The sequence below is a fragment of the Brevibacillus sp. NPDC058079 genome (genome assembly GCF_042885155.1).
Taxonomy (GTDB): Bacteria; Bacillota; Bacilli; order Brevibacillales; family Brevibacillaceae; genus Brevibacillus.
Window position 1 is genome coordinate 412738 of the sequence record NZ_JBHVSO010000004.1, and the last position, 19097, is coordinate 431834.

At 47.0% G+C, this 19097-nt stretch carries 21 protein-coding genes; 3 read left to right on the forward strand and 18 right to left on the reverse strand.

Features of this window, described 5'->3' with window-relative positions:
* Positions 1–18: 18 nt before the first annotated feature.
* The 10 genes from paaK to coxB form a co-directional block, all read right to left on the reverse strand.
* Complete coding sequence (gene paaK / locus ACFVS2_RS15185) at positions 19–1347, reverse strand: phenylacetate--CoA ligase PaaK (RefSeq protein ID WP_390235170.1); 1329 nt, start codon at positions 1345–1347, stop codon at positions 19–21.
* A gap of 56 nt (positions 1348–1403) precedes the next feature.
* On the reverse strand, positions 1404–2189 hold the full coding sequence (locus ACFVS2_RS15190; RefSeq protein ID WP_390235173.1) for an enoyl-CoA hydratase-related protein: 786 nt from the start codon (positions 2187–2189) through the stop codon (positions 1404–1406).
* Entirely contained in the window at positions 2189–2590 is a 402-nt protein-coding gene (locus ACFVS2_RS15195) for a PaaI family thioesterase (protein ID WP_016741459.1), read from the reverse strand. The genes ACFVS2_RS15190 and ACFVS2_RS15195 overlap by 1 nt, the downstream gene beginning before the upstream one ends.
* A 93-nt stretch (positions 2591–2683) precedes the next feature.
* Positions 2684–3145 (reverse strand): PaaI family thioesterase, encoded by a 462-nt coding sequence (locus tag ACFVS2_RS15200; RefSeq protein WP_173616706.1) that lies wholly within the window; start codon positions 3143–3145, stop codon positions 2684–2686.
* Positions 3146–3147: 2 nt separating this feature from the next.
* Positions 3148–3447 carry an EthD family reductase gene (locus tag ACFVS2_RS15205; RefSeq protein WP_007723387.1) on the reverse strand — a complete coding sequence of 100 codons (300 nt, stop codon included), beginning with the start codon at positions 3445–3447 and terminating at the stop codon, positions 3148–3150.
* Positions 3448–3533: 86 nt separating this feature from the next.
* Positions 3534–3920 carry a hypothetical protein gene (locus tag ACFVS2_RS15210; protein ID WP_390235176.1) on the reverse strand — a complete coding sequence of 129 codons (387 nt, stop codon included), beginning with the start codon at positions 3918–3920 and terminating at the stop codon, positions 3534–3536.
* Positions 3921–4124: 204 nt separating this feature from the next.
* A complete protein-coding gene (locus ACFVS2_RS15215) occupies positions 4125–4442 on the reverse strand; it encodes a cytochrome C oxidase subunit IV family protein (RefSeq protein ID WP_007723383.1) in 318 nt (105 codons plus the stop codon).
* Between the two features lie 3 nt (positions 4443–4445).
* On the reverse strand, positions 4446–5072 hold the full coding sequence (locus tag ACFVS2_RS15220; protein WP_017251582.1) for a cytochrome c oxidase subunit 3: 627 nt from the start codon (positions 5070–5072) through the stop codon (positions 4446–4448).
* A complete protein-coding gene (gene ctaD / locus ACFVS2_RS15225) occupies positions 5072–6916 on the reverse strand; it encodes a cytochrome c oxidase subunit I (RefSeq protein WP_173616707.1) in 1845 nt (614 codons plus the stop codon). Before ctaD ends, ACFVS2_RS15220 begins: the two co-directional genes overlap by 1 nt.
* Positions 6917–6987: 71 nt before the next feature.
* Positions 6988–8016 (reverse strand): cytochrome c oxidase subunit II, encoded by a 1029-nt coding sequence (gene coxB, locus ACFVS2_RS15230; RefSeq protein WP_007723378.1) that lies wholly within the window; start codon positions 8014–8016, stop codon positions 6988–6990.
* A 336-nt stretch (positions 8017–8352) separates the two neighbouring features.
* On the opposite strand from coxB, the gene ACFVS2_RS15235 reads away from it, so the two are divergent.
* A complete protein-coding gene (locus tag ACFVS2_RS15235; protein ID WP_390235180.1) occupies positions 8353–9189 on the forward strand; it encodes an oxidoreductase in 837 nt (278 codons plus the stop codon).
* A 60-nt stretch (positions 9190–9249) separates the two neighbouring features.
* Here the strand turns inward: ACFVS2_RS15235 and ACFVS2_RS15240 are convergent, their stop codons facing one another.
* The 6 genes from ACFVS2_RS15240 to ACFVS2_RS15265 all read right to left on the reverse strand — a co-directional run bounded on the left by ACFVS2_RS15240 (position 9250) and on the right by ACFVS2_RS15265 (position 13945).
* The gene (locus ACFVS2_RS15240) at positions 9250–9600 is read right to left on the reverse strand and encodes a DUF2512 family protein (protein WP_017251586.1); all 351 of its coding nucleotides are present in this window, start codon (positions 9598–9600) and stop codon (positions 9250–9252) included.
* A gap of 47 nt (positions 9601–9647) precedes the next feature.
* Positions 9648–9875 carry a hypothetical protein gene (locus ACFVS2_RS15245; RefSeq protein WP_390235182.1) on the reverse strand — a complete coding sequence of 76 codons (228 nt, stop codon included), beginning with the start codon at positions 9873–9875 and terminating at the stop codon, positions 9648–9650.
* A gap of 28 nt (positions 9876–9903) precedes the next feature.
* Positions 9904–11085, reverse strand: coding sequence for a Ger(x)C family spore germination protein (locus ACFVS2_RS15250; protein WP_390235184.1), 1182 nt, complete (start codon positions 11083–11085; stop codon positions 9904–9906).
* A gap of 35 nt (positions 11086–11120) precedes the next feature.
* The gene (locus ACFVS2_RS15255; RefSeq protein ID WP_390235186.1) at positions 11121–12629 is read right to left on the reverse strand and encodes a spore germination protein; all 1509 of its coding nucleotides are present in this window, start codon (positions 12627–12629) and stop codon (positions 11121–11123) included.
* 142 nt (positions 12630–12771) lie between these two features.
* Positions 12772–13416: a SurA N-terminal domain-containing protein gene (locus tag ACFVS2_RS15260; protein WP_390235188.1), complete on the reverse strand. Its 645-nt coding sequence runs from the start codon at positions 13414–13416 to the stop codon at positions 12772–12774.
* 109 nt (positions 13417–13525) lie between these two features.
* On the reverse strand, positions 13526–13945 hold the full coding sequence (locus ACFVS2_RS15265) for a hypothetical protein (protein WP_390235190.1): 420 nt from the start codon (positions 13943–13945) through the stop codon (positions 13526–13528).
* Between the two features lie 218 nt (positions 13946–14163).
* Between ACFVS2_RS15265 and ACFVS2_RS15270 the strand changes: the two genes are divergently transcribed.
* Entirely contained in the window at positions 14164–14907 is a 744-nt protein-coding gene (locus tag ACFVS2_RS15270; RefSeq protein WP_007723346.1) for an ABC transporter ATP-binding protein, read from the forward strand.
* A complete protein-coding gene (locus ACFVS2_RS15275; RefSeq protein WP_390235193.1) occupies positions 14904–16043 on the forward strand; it encodes an ABC transporter permease in 1140 nt (379 codons plus the stop codon). Before ACFVS2_RS15270 ends, ACFVS2_RS15275 begins: the two co-directional genes overlap by 4 nt.
* 126 nt (positions 16044–16169) lie before the next feature.
* Here the strand turns inward: ACFVS2_RS15275 and ACFVS2_RS15280 are convergent, their stop codons facing one another.
* Positions 16170–17894, reverse strand: a complete 1725-nt coding sequence (locus ACFVS2_RS15280; protein ID WP_390235195.1) for a methyl-accepting chemotaxis protein — start codon at positions 17892–17894, stop codon at positions 16170–16172.
* 210 nt (positions 17895–18104) lie between these two features.
* A complete protein-coding gene (locus ACFVS2_RS15285) occupies positions 18105–18869 on the reverse strand; it encodes a class I SAM-dependent methyltransferase (protein WP_390235197.1) in 765 nt (254 codons plus the stop codon).
* Positions 18870–19097 lie beyond the last annotated feature (228 nt).

A 19097-nucleotide genomic window follows, 5' to 3' on the forward strand; every position in this document is an offset into this window, starting at 1 on the left:
TTTTTTACAGGAGCTGGTTTAAATAGCTGCCTGTGATTTGTTCCTGTTATCCACGACACGAATCGCTTTCCCTTCGCTGCGCGTCAAGGAATTCGGCGGTTGCACCCGCAGCACCACGGACACGCCCAACGTATTTTTGATGTCATGGCAAATTTCTTTCACCAATGGCGAGAGAGCAGAGCTGTCATTTCCACTGATCTCATTTGCATATGCTGTTGTCAGCTCGCAGTGCACCTCAAAACGGTCGAGGGCACCATCGCGTTCAATGACGACCTGATAGTGTGGAGCCAATTGGTTGAACGTAAGCAGAACGGACTCAATCTCTGTCGGGAACACATTGACCCCGCGAATAATAAGCATGTCATCTACACGCCCTTTGATGCGCGACATCCGCATGGTTGTCCGTCCGCACTTACAGGGCTCAGAATTGAGGGAAGCGATATCACCCGTGCGATAGCGCACAACCGGGAATGCTTCTTTCGTCAGCGACGTGAATACGAGCTCACCTTCTTGTCCGTATGGGAGCACTTCTCCTGTATTCGGATCGATAATTTCTGCGTAGAAATGGTCTTCTGCGATATGCAGACCATCCTGCACCTCATGACATTCAATGGAAACACCTGGCCCCATCACTTCGCTCAGCCCGTAAATGTCTACGGCTTTAATGTCGAGCTCATGCTCCAGCTGTACGCGCATTTCTTCCGACCACGGTTCTGCACCAAAAATCCCGTATTTGACACTCGTCTCTCGTGGATCGATTCCTTGCTTTTTCATCTCTTCGACGATGTTGAGGACATAGGATGGCGTTGCTGCAATACCACGTGGCTTGAAGTCCTCGATCAACGTAATTTGACGGGAGGTATTACCACCGGATACTGGCACTGCGACTGCGCCCATGTGCTCGATGCCGTTGTGCAGACCCAAACCACCTGTAAAAAGACCGTAGCCATACGCGTTATGGAATATGTCTCCCGGCTCTCCGCCCGCACAGCAAATGGCGCGCGCCACGATCTCCGCCCAATTCTCCAGGTCTTTTTTGGTGTAGCCGACAACAGTCGGTTTTCCTTTTGTCCCGGATGAACCGTGAATGCGTGCTACTTCCTTCATTTCGACTGCAAACAGATTGAACGGGTAATTTTCTCGCAAATCTGTCTTTTTCATAAATGGAAGCTTCTTTATATCTTCCATCGATTGAATATCTTCTGGTTTTACACCAGCCTCATTGAATGCTTTTGTGTGGAAAGGGACGCGCTCGTATACGCGTTTGACCGTTTCTTTCAAGCGTGCCTGTTGCAGTTCCGTCATTTTCTCTCTTGGTAGCGTTTCCATTTCTGTATTAAAGATCATGTCGCTTCCCTCATTCCCTTGCTTTATGACTCGGTAGGAGTACTTGTTTGAAAATATTACTCGCCCTTAAAAACTGGTTTTCGCTTTTCGCGGAAGGCTTCCAATGCTTCCAGACGATCTGTCGTGGGAATAATCACTTCATAGCACATGGTTTCGATATCTAGACCTGTCTGCAAATCAACACTGCTTCCGCGATCAATGGCTGATTTTGCCTGATAAACCGCCAGCGGAGCATTTGCCAAAATCTCGTTCGCCAACCCCATTGCCAGCTCACGCAGCTCCTCTGTATCTTTTGCAACAGCATTTACGAAACCGATTTGATACGCTTCCTGTGCATGGATGCGTCGGGCAGTCAGGATCAGCTCTTTTGCCTTGGAAGGTCCGATCAAGCGAGACAACCGCTGCGTACCACCCGCCCCAGGAATGATGCCCAAGCTCACCTCTGTCAGACCCATTTTGGCATCTGCAACTGCATAGCGGAAATCACAGGCCAGCGCCAGCTCAAAACCCCCGCCAAAAGCAAATCCGTTAATCATGGCAATCGTCGGCTGCGGAAGCCTCTCCAACGCAGTAAATACATCGCGGATTTTGCGGACATTGCGGCGTACCTGTTGTTCCGTCAGTGTACGGCGTTCCTTCAAATCTGCCCCTGCACTAAATGCTCGCCCTTCTGCCTTCACGATGACCACGCGAATCTCCTTTGCATCCAGACGCACCTGCTCAATCAAGCTTCCCAGACGCTCCAATGTATCGTAGTTCAGCGCATTCAGCTCATCTGGACGATTCAGCGTAATCAGTCCTATATGTCCTTCACGTTCAAAGCGAACGCTCTCTTCCATCATCAACGTCCTCCTTGTGCAGGCGGGTTAACCCGCGCATACGTGCCGGTAGCAAAAGCCACAAGCTTGCCATCACAAGTCACGCGTGCTTCCATCACGATCAAGCTTTTTCCTTGTTTCAATACATGGGATTGTGCCTCGAGTACCTCACCGCGAGCAGGATGCAGGTATTGAATCTTGCTCTCCACCGTCACACATTGCTGTACACCATCCACATGAGGTGCTGCCCCATGCCCCATTGCCACATCGGCTAATGTCGCCGTAACGCCTCCGTGTACGACACCTTCGATGCTATTAAACAGCTCGGGGCGAATTTTCAGTGCTACCTTACAGCCCTGTTCATCTCGGTGCACAACTTCTATGCCCAGGTAGTGGTTGAATCGATTACGGATCTCCACTGACATCTTTGCCCCCTTTCTCGTATCGTCTTGAAACAGTGAAAGGAGCCTAAGCACGTGGCTTTTGGCATCCTTTCTCCGTTTTATTTTCGCTGTCAGTTATTCATTTTCGTCGATTTCGACGAAGTAATCACTTTTCCGATAAGCTAATGCATCCAGTGTCGCTACCAAGCCATGCTCCGTTTCTACGCGGATGCGATACCAGGCTGTGCGATTGTTTTTCTTCTCTTCTGTCGCTGTTGCCACCAAGCGATTCCCTTTCATGGCAGCAGCCAAAAATCCGATATTCATCGACAGTGCCACAGACGTTTTGCCATAGGAATTACAGGCCGCTGCAAAAACAAAGTCTGCCAGGGAGAAGATGATTGCGCCATGAGCAGTGCCATGCGCATTCAGCATATGCTCGGCAACTGTGACTTCCGCAGTCGCCGTTCCTTCTCCCAGCTCAATCAGCTTGATGCCCAAAAATTGTGCAAATGGATCTTGCTTTAGCTTTTCACAAATCTCATCGTAATGCTTCTGATGGAGCGCTTGTTCGTCTATCAATCTTTTCGTGGTCATGATTAAACTACTTCTGCAAAATGCATGGACACAATTGGTCCAGCGAAGCCACGGAGGTCTTTTCCTGCTGCGCGACCTTCTGGGGATGACAACGCTTCCATCAAAGCTTCTTTTGATTCAAAGTACATTTCTGCCATCAGATGCAGGTCGGATTCTCCCATTGGTGTTCCGTAGATTTTGCTTACTTCCATTTTGATTAAGCCAGGCATTTTTTCTGCCAATGGGCCATGTACCTCGAAATAATGCTTATCAAAAGCATCGATATCTTCGGGCTTGCGATAAATTGCTACCAATTTCACCATCATGATCCCTGCTTTCCTTAGATTATAGTTGCAGTTTGTGACGACTAATTCATATAACGTTATTTTAACGCATGTTAATATTTTTATTATATAAAGCCTTTGTGACAGGTGCAAGTATTTTTCAAAAAGCAATAAAACTCTGACGAATTGTTTTCCCTCCTTCTCTTCATGTTTATGACTGGGAAAAGGCTGACAGAATATGCTTCGATGGGGTGAATTCCATCAATTCCATCTTTTGTGGTCGGGGGAAGCCCTGCCACATGTTTTCCAGTCGCCTGTATCCTCACTTTGTTCGGGCGGTCTCCTTCCAAACATGTGACAGGACTTTCGAACAGCTGTGGTTGCATTTGATATTTTAAAGCATTGGTTGAGGATTTCAGTGAAGCAGCGTAGGGAAGAAGCGAATTTCCAGTCCAAGCGCCTCTGGAGCCCGACCTAGCTCCGGAAAAAATGGCGGGGAATTTCAGCTTCACTTATGAAAAACATCCTCGAAACTTCTACGTTTGAAGCGCTCCCGCCATTTTTTCCGGAGCGGACAGTGAATCTCCCCTTGCGGGGCGTAGGCCGAAGCGTAGACTGGAAATTCGCTTCTTCCCCTCCCACACAGCCACTCATAAAATCAAACACAAAAAAAGAGGACAGACCCAATGTCTGTCCTCTTCTATTCGCTCCACTTCCTAGATCCAAACCCAGAAAATAAAGACGAAAATCGCCAACAGGATTACGAATAACCCTGCAAAAATACTGATACGTGCAAACTCATGACCTTTTTGATCCATGTGCATCCAAACATACAGTTGGAAGAACGCTTGAACGAAGGCCAAAGCAACGATGAATGGTACGGTAAAACCTGATGGAATTGCTTCATACGCCACTGCAATGAATGCCAGTGCAGTCAATACGAGAGATCCGATGAAAGCAACTAGGTGTCTTTTCGGACCCTCGTGTTTGACTTTCGGCTTGCGTACCTCTTCATTATGAGCTTGTGCTCCCATAGATTATCCCACCTTTCCACCGATCATACCCATGAGATATACCACGGTAAAGATGAATACCCATACAACGTCGATAAAGTGCCAGTACAGACATGCCAGGTAGAACTTCGGTGCAGTTACTACCGTCAGGCCCTTTTTCGTCGCAGATACTTGCAAAAGAATGATCCAGCTAATCCCGAACGCTACGTGAGCTCCGTGGAATCCAACCAATGTGTAGAAGGCAGACGAGAATGCACTCGTTGACATTTTCAGTCCTTCATTCACATAGTGTACAAACTCGTAAATCTCCAAAGCAAGGAAGCCGAGACCGAGCAATACAGTGATGGTCAGCCAAAGCTGAATCTTCTTCAGGTCTTTCTTGTGCAGAGCCAGTGTTGCCATAACACTTGTCATCGAGCTGGTAAGCAAGAGAAGTGTTGCCACGGCAACGAGATTCATGTCAAACAACGATTGGGATGTTGGTCCGCCATTTGCCTGATCACGAAGAGCGATAAATGTTGCAAACAAGGAACCGAAGAGAACTGTCTCCCCACCGAGGAAGAGCCAGAAGCCAAGAACCTTATTCTTGCCTTCAAGGGTGGCTTTTTCCGGTTCGTCAGGCAATACTGCATGCGCGTGATGGTTAGCCATTAAGCCTTAACCCCTTTCTCTTCGAGTTCATCTTCATGAATGTGATACCCTGGATCGTCTTTCACAGAACGGGTAAACATGCAGCCCAGTGTTAAGAGCAATCCAATGACTACGACCACATAGTTGTGGTAGATAAAGCCATAGCCTGCCACGAACAATCCGAGTGACATCAGGAATGGCAAGAACGATGGCGATGGCATGTGAATGTCGCCAATAGGCTCCGCAGGCGTCATGCCTTTGTTACCAGCCATTTTCTCCACCCACAACGCATCCAAACCGCGAACGAGAGGCGTTTGAACGAAGTTGTACTCCGGCGGCGGCGAAGGAATCGCCCATTCGAGTGAACGTCCATCCCACGGATCTGCAGGAGCGCGTTTGGAGCTTTTCGCTGCAACGACTACGTTGATCAAGAATAGGATGGTACCGATCGTCATACCAAATGCACCAATCGTACTGATAAAGTTCCCCATATCCAGGTTCTGATCTTTGAGGTATGTAAAGACGCGACGCGGCATCCCCATCAGACCCAAGAAGTGTTGCGGGAAGAAGGTAAGGTGGAAACCAATGAAGAACGTCCAGAAGTTCCATTTACCGATTGTTTCGTTCAGCATTTTACCAAACATTTTCGGCCACCAGTAGTAAAGACCTGCGAAGAGACCGAATACGAGACCCCCTACGATAACGTAGTGGAAGTGAGCTACTACGAAATAACTGTCATGGTATTGGTAGTCAGCCGGCGGAACCGCAAGCATAACCCCTGTCATACCACCGATTGTAAATGTTGGGATAAATCCTACTGCAAACAGGTTTGCGGTAGGGAAGCGGATTTGGCCGCCCCACATAGTCAACAGCCAGTTAAAGATTTTGATACCTGTAGGAACAGCAATCAACATGGTTGCAAGTCCAAACAGCGTGTTGGCAATTGCGCCCAAACCTGTTGTGAACATGTGGTGAGCCCACACCATGAAGCCCAAGAAACCGATCAGCGCAGTTGCAAATACCATGGAGCTGTAACCAAACAGACGCTTTCTTGAGAATGTAGAAACCACTTCAGAAATGATACCGAATGCTGGGAGAATCAAAATGTATACTTCGGGGTGACCGAAGATCCAGAACAAGTGCTCCCAGATAACAACGTTACCACCTGCGTCAGGGTTGAAAAAGTTTCCGCCGAACAAACGGTCAAACATCAACAGAACCAAACCAACCGTAATCGCAGGGAATGCGAAGAGGATCAAACCGGATGTAATAAAGGACGACCAGGTAAACATTGGCATACGCATGAATGTCATACCTGGAGCACGCATGTTGATGATGGTAACCAAGAAGTTAATACCACCAATCAGCGTTCCTAGACCGGCAATTTGCAAACCGAGTACGTAGAAGTCTACGCCGATTCCACTGTATTGATTCAAAGCCAAAGTTGTATACGATGTCCAACCAGCATCAGGTGCGCCACCCAAGAACCAGCTTGTGTTCAGTAGCACTCCCCCGAAGAAGAATAGCCAGAATCCGAGTGCGTTAACAAACGGGAATGCTACGTCGCGTGCACCGATTTGAAGGGGAACAATCGCGTTCATCAAAGCAAAAATGATCGGCATAACCGCTAAGAAAATCATCGTAGTGCCGTGCATTGTAATTAATTCGTTAAACGTTTTGGCACCAACTAATTCAATCTCTGGGTACATCAACTGCAAACGAATCAGCAGGGCTTCCAAACCACCGGCCAAGAAGAAAATTCCACCAGCAATCAAATACAGGATCGCAATCTTCTTATGGTCCACTGTCGTAAGATAATCCCACAGCCCCGAGCGATTTGGTGCATGAGAAGCATGTGCAGACACGGGTTTACCTCCTTTTTAAGCGTCACTGCCTATGACGATTGTCAATGCAATAAGTTTTATGAGGTTTTACTTTACTTTTTCTCGCTTACGCTCAATGTCTCCATGTACTCTACAAGCGCTTTCACTTGGTTGTCATCGAGGTTGAGGTTAGGCATTTTGTTGCCCGGCTTTATTTTTTGCGGATCTTTCAGCCAATCTGCAATGTTTTCAGGCGTATGTGCTTTGATACCTGCTACACGTTCGCGATCTGCAAAGTTAGTCAGGTTTGGACCCATCTTACCGCCTTTACCTGCCACAGCGTGACATCCCAAACAGCTCTTATCGAAGATTTGTTGACCTTCTGCAGCCAGTGGAGAAGTTGCAGCTACAGGTTCTTTTGCCTGAACGCCCTTCATGTTAGCTACCCAAGTGTCAAAATCTGCTTGTTCCTTCACTTCTACCTTGAAGTCCATCAAGGCATGGGACGCTCCACAGAGCTCCGCACACTTACCGTAGTAGGTGCCTGTTTTGTCTGCTTGCAGCCACATTTTGTTTTCTTGCCCTGGGTTCGTATCGATTTTACCGCCCAATGCAGGAATCCAGAATGCGTGCTTAACATCAGACGCTGATAATACGAATTGAACCTTTTTGCCAACTGGCAATACCAAGTCTTGAGCAGTCGCTACTCCAAGATCAGGATACTCGAATTCCCACCAGAATTGGTGAGCGGTAACCTTTACTTGAACTGCTTCCTCTTTTGGATACTCCTTGTGCAGTGCGAAACCGGTAGTAACAGTTGGAATCGCCATGATGATGAGGAGCAAGAATGGAATTACCGTCCAAAGAATTTCAAGTGCATGATTTCCTTCGACCTGCTTAGGAATGCCTTGCTGTCCGGGACGCTTACGATAACGGATAAGGACGTACGTAAAGATCGCCATAACGACAATGAAGACGCCGATCATGATAGCGGAGGACAGCTTCATCAGGTCAAACTGCATCGCAGCTACCGGACCAGAGGGCTTGAGCGCTGAGAGCTCATCTTTGCCGCACCCGGTTAACACTAGCGCCAGCAGAGCAAACAGGGAAAACTGACGCCAATACTGTTGCCAACCCTTCATACCAATGAACCCCTCTTTCTTCGTGTTGGTAACGTTCTAGCCACGCCTACAACTAGAAGTTTTCGAACTTTTCTATCTGCATTAAGAAATCGCATTCAATACTTTCCACAACTATAATGCCCAAACAGGAAAAGTATTAGCAGCTATTCCAAAAACAAACAGGAAAGTAAGGGGCAGTGTTGCACACTTCTACCCAAGCGTGGTAACCATTTAAGTATACATAAATTTTCCTTAATACAAAGGCTATTTGTTATGATTTTGTTAACAAATTTATGAACAAATTTGTGAACTTTGCAGCTAAATTATACCATATTACCCAATTCAAAGGAGAATTCCATGCAAAAAAGACCAATTGCACTAGTCACTGGTGCCTCAAGTGGCTTTGGTAAGCACGCATCAGTCGCTTTAGTCAAGGCTGGTTTTCAGGTAATTGCTGCTATGCGTGATCTAGCAAAAAGAGACCCTCTTGACAAATTAGCAAGCTTGCACATAGATCCTAATCATCTGGAAGTCATTTCTCTTGATGTTACGCTTCCGGAACAAATTCAGGATGCGATCTCCTCCATCATTGCAAAGCATGGGCGCATTGATCTGTTGGTGAACAATGCCGGATATGCGTTGGGTGGCTTTGCTGAGGAAGTCTCTTCTGAGGAATGGCGCAAGCAGTTTGATGTAAATGTGTTCGGACTGATCGACGTCACTCGGGCAGTCTTGCCTCATATGCGCCAGCAACAATCTGGACGAATTATTAACGTAAGCAGCATCAGTGGGCGATTTGGATTTCCCGGTCTCTCGCCGTATGCTGCATCCAAGCATGCAGTTGAAGGCTTCAGTGAATCGCTTCGTCTTGAAATGCTACCCTTTCACGTTCAAGTCGTCCTTGTTGAGCCCGGCTCCTTTCGTACAGCAATCTGGGAGAAAGGAATGCAAGACCAACCGCTTGATGAAGCCTCTCCTTACGCCACCCAAATTAAACAACTGATGCGTCACGTAGAAGCGATCATAGAAAAGGCACCTGCACCCGACGAAGTCATCTCGACGATTGTCCATGCGGCCACCACTCCCAAGCCGCGATTCCGCTACCCGGTTGGCCGAGGCGTGGCATTCACGATCACCGCAAAAAATTGGCTTCCGTGGTCATGGATTGAGCGAATCGTGACAAAGCGATCGTGATGTTTTGTTTTATGCATAAAAGAACACACCCCTGTAAGGAGTGTGTTTGTACATTAAACACTATACACTTTCCGTTCGTCCTGTGCGTATCAACCAAACATGTTGGATATATTCCGCTACGCCAAAAAATATCGCAACAAAACCGGCCCCGATTGCAGCGATTTGAGCCGTCGGCAAAAACACAATGCTTCCATAAACGATCAAAAAGCCGATAATCAAGTCAAACATGGTCGTCAGCCAAAGACTCCCTGATGTAAGAATCGCCCTATCCAAAAAATATCCGGCGACTGCCAAGACAAATCCGACTCCGACAGACTGATATAGATTTGCGAAATTCACTTCTGGAAAGAGAGCATCTGCCAAAACGACCAACACCGGACTAACGAGCAGCTTCATCAAAAGACCGTCCACGTCTATTTACTCTCCTTTACTGGGGGTGTACTCAGTATGCCCCTCGTTTACTTCAGCCATGTCATGACTCCGTCGTATACCGGCTTGTAAACCATTTCCATCCAATAAACAGGATTGGGGACAACCCCTTTTTCGGCTCCTGCGTACAAGCCAACACTGATGATAAGCAACCCGAGAAAGACAGCGATCTCTTTGCGCTGCTGCTTCCGCATCAATCGGGGCAGCTCGTATGCACAAACGATTATGGATACAACGATGACAGCAAATGTCGACATGCAGACTCCCCCTGATCCTGTTACAAAATCACTTTTCATCAAAGGCATTATTGATGGTTCCTAAACGTTTGATTTTCACATCAGCTATGACATGTACAGGTAGCTTGGTAAATTCCTTTTCCCATTTGCTCGCTATCTTCTTCCATACCTTCGGGTATTTTCGATGGATCGCTTCTCCGAATCCATAGATGTCTACGCCATTTTTCTTGGCATTGGCAATTGCTTTTGTCGCCAATGCTTCCATTGATTTTTCCGACTCTTTTTCCAACTCCTTGATCGTATTCTTCTCTGTCAGATCTAGCTTGCATTGCACTTCCCCAATGTCATTTTCCAAACCGATGTGAACGATGATTTCAGGCGCACCATTTTTCATAGTAGCCTCGATTTTGGCGTCGGCGTGCATGACTTCCATCGTCAAGAGTCCTCCCCCCTTGCAAGGCATGCTTCCAACCGTGCTTTTTACTTTGCCCGTAATGTAACTATACGCTTTGCTGTCCGCTTCACTCAGCCAGGTGATCAGCTTATCCCCCCGGAAAGTAGCCAATGTCGTGTATTGAAGCAGGACAGGTGTATCTATTTCTTCCACATTTTTTCGTTCGTCTCCCTCACTTCCTGGCCCAGCCGTGCGGATACCTGTCAATACAGCTTGCTTTCCCTTGCTGGTAAAGTCGGTAATCAATTGATCCATCGTAACTGCTGCGGTAGGCGCCCATACTTTGGAAGATGTCTCCAAAGAAGCAAACATTTCTGTGGAAGGAATTTGTTCAAGCGGTGTGATCACTTTCAAGATATTGCGGGCCGTTGTTCCTCTAGCTACTGCGATATAAAAATCAGTTCGAAACTCATGGTCGCGTGAGACAAAATCAGTGATTGGAGAGATCCCTTCCCTGGCCACCTCCTCGCCAAATATGAGCATCCTGGTGTGCGCCATATATATTTTACGCGGAGATACCGTAGTCATTTTACGCACAGCCTCAAAGATGGTCGGAGCGTTCATGGTAAAGAGCGTAACGGGCGCCCGTCCAGGCTTCCCTTTGTTGGCCGCCACCTCTGCCGGGTCTACAACTTGAACGGAAACTTGATAGCCTCCTTGCACTTTATCAATACCGATCCCGACAGCAATCGCCAAATCGTTTAGTTCTTTTCGATCCCAACAACCAGCTAGGATAATAACGAGCACGATGCAGAGAAGAACTTTTATCCCTTTCACTGGTGCCCACTCCTTTACATGCTGTGAAAAGCCGCTTACTTCTGGGGTGGTAATGGCTTTATCCCTTTAGATTGGCGACGCAAATTGTTTTTGGTAATCGATTCAGGCCGTTTGTCCAAGGCCCAGCGAGGCAAGCGAAGGATCGTGTCTCTTTGCTCTTTCAAGGAAAACGGGGCAAACGATTCCATATACGGTACGCCAAATGAGCGCAGACTGCATAAATGCAGCACTAACGCAAGCATCCCTACAATAACCCCGTATATGCCAAAAGAAGCAGCCAGAACCATCAGAGGAAAACGAAGAATCCTCACGGTAATCGACATGTTGCTCGCTGGGAAAATAAAGCTCGATATTGCGGTAATCGAGACCACAATAACCATCGCGGCCGAAACAATCCCCGCTTCCACCGCTGCTTGTCCGATGACCAATGTTCCCACGATGGAAATGGCTTGACCTACTGCACGCGGCATGCGGATTCCAGCCTCTCGCAATATCTCAAAAGCCACTTCCATCATGATCGCCTCAATAAAGGCTGGAAAGGGCACTCCTTCTCGCTGTGCCGCCAAGCTAATTAGCAACTGTGTCGGGAGCATCTCTTGATGGAAGGTCGTAATGGCGATATAGAGGGAGGGAGCAAGCAACGCGATTAAAAAGCAGGCAAACCGCAGCATGCGAATCAACGTACTAAAATCAAAGCGCTGATAGTAGTCTTCTGCTGAATGAAAAAACTCAACAAAAAGAGAGGGCACGGTCAAAACAAAGGGAGTCCCATCTACAAGAATCGCTACGCGTCCCTCTAATAGATTCGCGGCCACTACATCCGGGCGCTCCGAGTTAGCGATGGTGGGGAAAGGCGTGTAAGCTTCGTCCTGGATCAACTCCTCAATCATTCCGCTTTCCATAATGCCATCGATGCTGATTCGATCCAGTCTATTGCGTACTTCTTCTACAACCCCCTCTTCTACAATCCCTTTCATATACACAACAGCGACTTCTGTCTTGGTTTCCTCACCAATTCTGTTGAATTCAATCCATAGCTTTTCACTGGAAATCCGTCTCCGTAGCAATGTAATATTCGTACGGAGTGTCTCCGTGAAGCTCTCTCTCGGTCCACGAATGACTGTTTGCGATGACGGCTCAGTGACTCCTCTATCCTTCCACTCCTGCAAACCAATATGAATTCCTTGCGAGCAGCCATCTATGAGAATGATGACACAGCCGGACAGCAACGCTGTAAACAAGGTGGGAAAGTCGAATAAATCCCCCATATCCCCAACGGTCAGGACCGATTCTTTTAAAAAGGGAACGAACTCCTCCTCGCGTATCCCTTCCCATTCCTTCAAACGCGCCTTGTATAAGAGACTATCGATTAATACGGCTTGTACCATATACGAATCAACCATGCCATCCGCATACAAGACAGCTGCCCGAACGGGTTCTAGGCTATTTAGGACTACCTCTCGAATCACAATGTCATTGCTGTATCCGAGCGATTCTTTAATATAGTGAACGTTGTCGTCTAAGCTGCAACCAATCTGAGCCATTCGGATTGCTCCTCACATCGGCAATTATGAACACAGTTTCTCCGATTGCTCCCATTACTAAACAAAACGCTCCTGTCCGTTTTCACAGAAAAAGACCTCGCACTCATTTAAGAGGACAAGGTCTTTTGGTATATGTTCTACACTATGGAGCAGGTGTTTGTGCATCACCTGGTACTGGTGCATCGTCAAAGGACGGGTCGTGCCATTCTACTTTATGTTTTTCCTGAAGCGTATTTAACCAGGTACCGTAGTTCTGACTACGATTTTGGTCAGTCAGCATCAACTTGATCTGATCTTTGACTTTATCAAACTCAGGTGCTGGTGACCCCAGCTGTTCTTTATTTGTATCGTAGTAGGTTTTGATTTGCTCCTCGGTAACCGGGAATGCTTTATCCAACAACTTATCCCGTGTCATGAGCACGCTCAACTTATCCCGAAGCTGGGCCTCGGTCATTCCCATACTCTTCAAGTAGTTTTGGAATGCCTCAGGTGAACCTACCTGTTGTTTCATCGAATCAATCTCTTTATCCATATCTTCTTGCGTCACCGCGGCGTTTTGCGCCTTGGCTTCCTGCTTGATTAACGCTTCCGCAACAAGTTCATGTATCATTGTTTTTCCGTACATTTTCTTCATTTCACCGTAAAGCTGATTTTGTGTAATGGAGGTATCGCCAGCCGTTACCAATACAGGGTCATTGCCTTTTGCCCATGATTGATAAAACCCTAAAACAGCTAACCCCGTTAATAATATGGCAACCGAAAGCATGGAAAGATCAAACTTCTTCACTTGGATATCCTCTCTTTCTATAATCTGCCCTCCAAGTATAGAAAGAAGTTACGGTAGAAAAATGGAAAGCGTATTACACAACTTTTCCACATTCTAAACATATTATGCGCTACATAAAAAATCGGGTAAAAAAAGAGGAGAGAACGGAGGCGATGACAGGACCTAAAACTGCCCAAACCTGTAAAAAGCGTTCTTGTTTCCGGTCTTTTTCTACTTCCATAAACTGAGCGAGTGCTTCCTTATCCCGATTATCGTTAGCCAGTAATTGCAGGATAATATCTTTGTCTTTTTCCGTCTTCTCTGCTTTCGTTTCTAACTCAGTCTGTAGCTTGTTCAAAACTTGCAGTACATCATAACGCACATCCTCCATGCGTCCCAATTGATGTTCAATTCGTTCCAACCACTTCGTGACTACTATCATTTGTCCCTCAAGCTGATCGATTCGTTCTTCGAATTTATCTAATTTCAAATAGATGCGTTGTATATGCTGATCTATATTTTTCTGATTTTCATATGGTCCCGCTGTCATAGATTCCACCTCCCCCGTCCGTCCTTTATACTACTTATTTATGTAGCGGAGAGGAGCATTGCTTGTACGGTTATCCCTCTTTGTTCAGTCTCGTGTAAAAAAAGGCGGCAAACAAATGTATTTCCAAATCCTGAATTCAGCTAAAATAGATGGAAGACTATCTAGCATTTCTTTCAAATAAACGGGGACAAGACCGTTTATTCATAAAGGAGGATACCATGACAACCTTGTTGGAGGTAAAAGGGGTAACGGGCGGGTACTCTTACAACCACGCTGTAATCAAAGACGTCTCCTTTCACATACGCGAAAAAGAGATTGTAGCGCTAATCGGGCTGAATGGCGCAGGCAAAAGCACCACAATCAAGCATATTTTAGGTCTCTTGGAACCAATCGCAGGTGAAATCAGCATTGCGGGGAAAACCTTTCAATCAGACCCCGAAAACTATCGTTTGTCTTACGGGTATATCCCCGAGTCTCCCATTTATTACGAAGAGCTTACGCTGTGGGAGCACATCGAGTTAATGGCGATGAGCCATGGGCTGGACCAGGAAGTTTTTTATGAACGAGCACGTCCTCTCTTAAAAGAATTTCGCATGGAAGAAATGAAAGACCGATTTCCCCAGCAGTTTTCCAAAGGCATGAGACAAAAGCTCATGATCATGATGGCGTTGCTCGTACAACCGCCTCTGTACATCGTGGATGAACCGATCCTGGGTCTGGACCCTCTGGGGATTCGTTCTCTTCTCACGTGGTTGAACCGTTGCAAGGAGCAAGGGGCAGGCATTCTGATGTCCACACATATTTTGGCCACTGCCGAAAAGCATTGTGACCGATTCATCATTTTGCACAAAGGCGAGATTAGAGCCCAAGGAACGCTAGAGGAGCTTCGGCGTATTACAGGGCTCCCAGATAGCTCCTTGGACGACATATACTTGCATATCGTAGAGGATGACGGCCAGTGAAAATAGACGTAGATCAATTATTTCGCAAACGGTTCCATGCCTTTTCAGTAGAATTTATTCGATATGCCCAGTACATGGCCAATGGCGGCCTGATGTTCGTCGCGATCTTTTTAATGGGGTTGCTCGCCTTCTACTACCGCAGCATCATCGCCATGATCCCGCCTTGGTTCCCTTTGCCGTATGCCATGGCTCTCGTGATTGCTATTGTCGTTGTGAGAAGCCCCCTGCGCACGTTTTTGCTGGAAGCGGATTTGCTTTTTTTGACTCCGCACGAAGTAAGGCTGGATCGCTATTTCCGGAAGGCGCTCGTCTACAATTTTGCTATTCAGAGCATGGTGGTGTTTATCATCCTACTCCTGCTCATGCCTATGTATACAGAGGTCGTAGGTGCACAAGGCGTGCAGCTGTGGGTTTATTGGTGCATTCCCCTGCTCTTGAAGGGCTGGAATATTTACAGCAGTTGGACGTTCTTGCGTTTGCCTGATCAGAAGAAGATTGGATTCTATACACTCGCTCGATTTGTCTTTTCGTACATCCTCCTCGCTTGGGTATTGAGTGAAGGACAATTCTTACGCGTGGGTATTCTCCCATTTGGTGCTCTGATCTGCGCTGCGCTCTTGATCTGGCTCCATTCGCAAATGTTGACCTATAAGAAAAAACATTCCATACAATGGTATCGCCTGCTGGTCATCGAAAGTGGCTTGCGTCACCGCTTTTATCAGTTCGTGAACAACTTCAGGGATGTCCCTGCCATGCAGCACCAGGTGAAGTCACGCTCATGGCTCATTACCCTGACGAAGCTGCTGCCTTACCGTCAATCAACAGCAGGACGTCATTTGTTTACCAAAAAATTTATTCGCTCTGGTGACTTTGCGGGCATTTATTTGAGACTCATCCTGCTGTCAGGCTTCGTCGTTCTCATATTGCCCGGTCCGTATGCAAAAGTCATTGCTGGCCTGCTCTTTCTCTTCATGACAGCCAGCCAAATCGGCAGCATCTGGCGCCACCAGCAAAAGCGCAGTGGTTATTCGATCTTTCCGATTCGGGATAGTCATATGAGACAGGCTTTCAGCTGGCTGCGTATGGTTCTGTTGGGTTTGCACGGTGTAGTGCTTGTGCTCATTGGGCTATTGTAGTTAAAGAATGCTTTTTATCAAAAGCCGCTTCGTCCCTCCACTACAGCCACACAAAAAAACAGCTCTTCTCGGCATCATCCTGCCAGTAGAAGCGCTGTTTTTTCATTTATAGATAAAGCAATTTGTCTACAGTCGGAACGTATCCACCTTGCTGCGCAGCTCCTGAATGCTGTCTGTCACCTGCTCGGTTTCAGACACGAACTGATCAACGTTTCCACTCACCTCATGCATCGTAGCAGATACTTCTTCGGTAGCCGCTGCTGTTTGTTCCGAGATGGCAGTAACCGTCAACACAGATTCATTCACCTTGTTCTGACCTTGCTTCATCGTCTCTACACTTGCCATGACATTCGAAAGCGACGTCTTCAACGTATGCGTCATGTCAGACAGAGCCGTAATGCCTTGTGTAACGGAATCCAAACGCTCTGTACCCGCATTGTAACGATCCAGCGTCGCATTTGTCTTTTCCGTAGCTTGTCTTACCTGATCTTGAATGTCTTTGATGCTCTCCTGAATGACGTGGGTTGCCGCACCCGTCTGTTCAGCCAGCTTGCGAACTTCTCCCGCTACCACAGCGAAGCCTCTGCCCGCTTCTCCAGCACGCGCACTCTCGATGGCTGCATTCAACGCCAACAGATTGGTTTGTCCGGCGATTTGCTGAATCGTTTCAATCACGTCGTTAATTCGGCTCGACTTTTCTTCGAGAATCGCCATTGTATTTTGCACTTCATGAAATTGCTTGTTCGTCTCTGTTCCATCTGCCAAAAACTCTTGCAATACTTTGTAGCTGCTCTCTCCGATATCGGACACCTGATTGGATACTGCATCCATCTCGTCAATCGCCGTATTCAATTCAGACAGCTCGCTCAAGAATTCTTGAACCGTTTGCACCGTCATCTCCATCGCAGTTGCTGTCTGCTCATTCCCCTGCGCAATCTCTTGGCTGGTAACCACGATATTTTTGTTTTGCTCGCGGACAGAGTTGGCACCTTCCCGAATGGAATTCGCCATGCTGTCGATATGCTCGGTTGTTTCTTTTACTCCGCCAATGATTTGACGCAGCTGTGTCGTCATCTCACCAAAAGCAACGACAATTCGGCCAATCTCATCTTTTTTGTTGGAAACAGAAATCTCTGTAGACGTGAGATCACCAGAAGCAATGCGCATAGACGCCTCTTGTACAACTTGCAGTGGACGCAACATCTTCTTGATCAAGAAGAATACAGCAACCAAAGCAATAATCGTTACGACAATCATAGCGATAATGATACGTGGCATGGTTTCATCCAAAACCTGATCATTAATCAGCTCCACTTTGTCTGCCGCAGTATCCACACCAAGCACCGCAATCACTTGACCAGATGGATCTTCAATCGGCGCGAATGCACTTAGGTAGTCCCCAAACACAGGGTCTTTGACGATTGGTGTACTGTTCGATCCGCCTTCTAGAGCAGGAGCAATATCAGCCATGCCAGTAGAGGTCGTCTCTTGACCGATTGTAGATGCTCCCTCTGCTCCTTTCGCCGTTCCATCCACCATAATCTTTACCTTTTCACCGTCTGTATGAAGAATATAAATATAAAGGGCACCTGTTTTTTCAGTGTACTCAAGCAACGTATTTCGGATAGTCCAATAGTCATCGGTTTCTTGTGGCTGAGATATAAATTTCGCTATCTTCTCTGAGTCAAGCCCTTGGGAGATATGCAATGCTGTGTTGATGCTTGAGCGCGAGAGTGTCTTTTCAACAGTAGTTACGCTGTTTTCGTAAATCATGATAATATTGATTGCCATCATGACGGCAATGATCACCGCTACAAGAGCAACGACCCGTGTTGCCAAGCTCTTACTCATCCTGTTTCACTTCTCCTTCGCCGGTTACGATATGTGTACTGCGAACCACCCACCTGGGAGCGGACGCATTGTTGCGGGAGGGTTTGCCTTTTCGTAAAAGGATCAGCATTGCTGTTCTCACACGGTGTTACTCGATAAAAAAAGCACCCAAAAAGGGTGCTTTTCCTAAACACTCCCTACCAGTCTTATCGACAATCGGTAGTGATTTAATTAGGACTTTTGTTGGGCAATCATGAGAAATCGATGGGTAGGAATATCGATATACCCAACCGCTCCGATTTTCTGGTGCAGATCGAGCAAGGCATCGGCGTACTTTTCTACAGTAAAGTCGCGAATCTGCCATTCGATAGCCTTCAAGTAGTAAACAATGGCACCTATGTCATAGAAACGCGAAAAGCTCATTTCCTCTCTTTGCTCCACAATCGTAAGGCCGGCTTCCTCCAGTTCGTTCACTGCATAGGCCAGATTCCAGTGTAGGTAATCTGGCGGAATCGGAGCGCCCAGCAATCGATTCAGGTCGAGATTGTCTTGACCGCCTACTTGCTGGGTAACAAATGTGCCCCCTGGTTTCAACAGGCGCATCATTTCAGACGGCAAATAAGCTTCATGTCGATTGATAATCAAGTCGAGTGACTGATCTCCAAAAGGCAATATTTCTTCCCCGTCTACCGGAAACACACGAACACCTAAGGGCTCCAGATTGGCTTTTGCCACCGCTACATTCGGCGCATAGCCTTCTGTCGCATACGTCTCCACGGGGAACGGCGCAAGCGTAGAAAACAATTCTCCACCACCTGTTCCCATTTCCAGCATAGAGCGAATCCCAAGCATGTTCTTTTTCACGATATTGACGTAGTTCCAGCCAAGTGGTGCATCCTGCATCCTGCCTGTCGTAGTCAATCTGGCAAAATCCCACCCAGCGAATGGTGCCTCCACTTCCTCTTGAAAGCTTTTGATCCAATCCTTATTTTCCATCTCTGCTTCTCCTCTCGTGTATACCAGTCTGTTCGCCTTCAAACCAGACGAGGCAGGAGGAGCTCGAGCGCGTTGTTATGTTTGTACAAAATCAAAGGACATGAGAAAAAGTCCCCTTCCCAATATTCTGATAAGCCGAAAAATAATACCAAAATTGTAACGTATATCCTGTATATAGATCAAGTGCACTTCTCCGACTTAAGGCGGAGTGAAAATACTGCCTCGGTA

Excerpts from the sequence above, each read along its gene's own strand:
- ACFVS2_RS15255 (WP_390235186.1), bottom strand. The coding sequence starts at position 12,629 with ATGGCTCAGATTGGTTGCAGCTTAGACGACAACGTTCACTATATTAAA.
- ACFVS2_RS15195 (WP_016741459.1), bottom strand. The coding sequence starts at position 2,590 with ATGTCAGTGGAGATCCGTAATCGATTCAACCACTACCTGGGCATAGAA.
- ACFVS2_RS15245 (WP_390235182.1), bottom strand. The coding sequence starts at position 9,875 with ATGTCGACATTTGCTGTCATCGTTGTATCCATAATCGTTTGTGCATAC.
- coxB (WP_007723378.1), bottom strand. The coding sequence starts at position 8,016 with ATGAAGGGTTGGCAACAGTATTGGCGTCAGTTTTCCCTGTTTGCTCTG.
- ACFVS2_RS15265 (WP_390235190.1), bottom strand. The coding sequence starts at position 13,945 with ATGACAGCGGGACCATATGAAAATCAGAAAAATATAGATCAGCATATA.
- ACFVS2_RS15285 (WP_390235197.1), bottom strand. The coding sequence starts at position 18,869 with ATGGAAAATAAGGATTGGATCAAAAGCTTTCAAGAGGAAGTGGAGGCA.
- ACFVS2_RS15280 (WP_390235195.1), bottom strand. The coding sequence starts at position 17,894 with ATGAGTAAGAGCTTGGCAACACGGGTCGTTGCTCTTGTAGCGGTGATC.
- ACFVS2_RS15190 (WP_390235173.1), bottom strand. The coding sequence starts at position 2,189 with ATGATGGAAGAGAGCGTTCGCTTTGAACGTGAAGGACATATAGGACTG.
- ACFVS2_RS15220 (WP_017251582.1), bottom strand. The coding sequence starts at position 5,072 with ATGGCTAACCATCACGCGCATGCAGTATTGCCTGACGAACCGGAAAAA.
- paaK (WP_390235170.1), bottom strand. The coding sequence starts at position 1,347 with ATGATCTTTAATACAGAAATGGAAACGCTACCAAGAGAGAAAATGACG.
- ACFVS2_RS15270 (WP_007723346.1), top strand. The coding sequence starts at position 14,164 with ATGACAACCTTGTTGGAGGTAAAAGGGGTAACGGGCGGGTACTCTTAC.
- ACFVS2_RS15215 (WP_007723383.1), bottom strand. The coding sequence starts at position 4,442 with ATGGGAGCACAAGCTCATAATGAAGAGGTACGCAAGCCGAAAGTCAAA.
- ACFVS2_RS15205 (WP_007723387.1), bottom strand. The coding sequence starts at position 3,447 with ATGGTGAAATTGGTAGCAATTTATCGCAAGCCCGAAGATATCGATGCT.
- ACFVS2_RS15200 (WP_173616706.1), bottom strand. The coding sequence starts at position 3,145 with ATGACCACGAAAAGATTGATAGACGAACAAGCGCTCCATCAGAAGCAT.
- ACFVS2_RS15235 (WP_390235180.1), top strand. The coding sequence starts at position 8,353 with ATGCAAAAAAGACCAATTGCACTAGTCACTGGTGCCTCAAGTGGCTTT.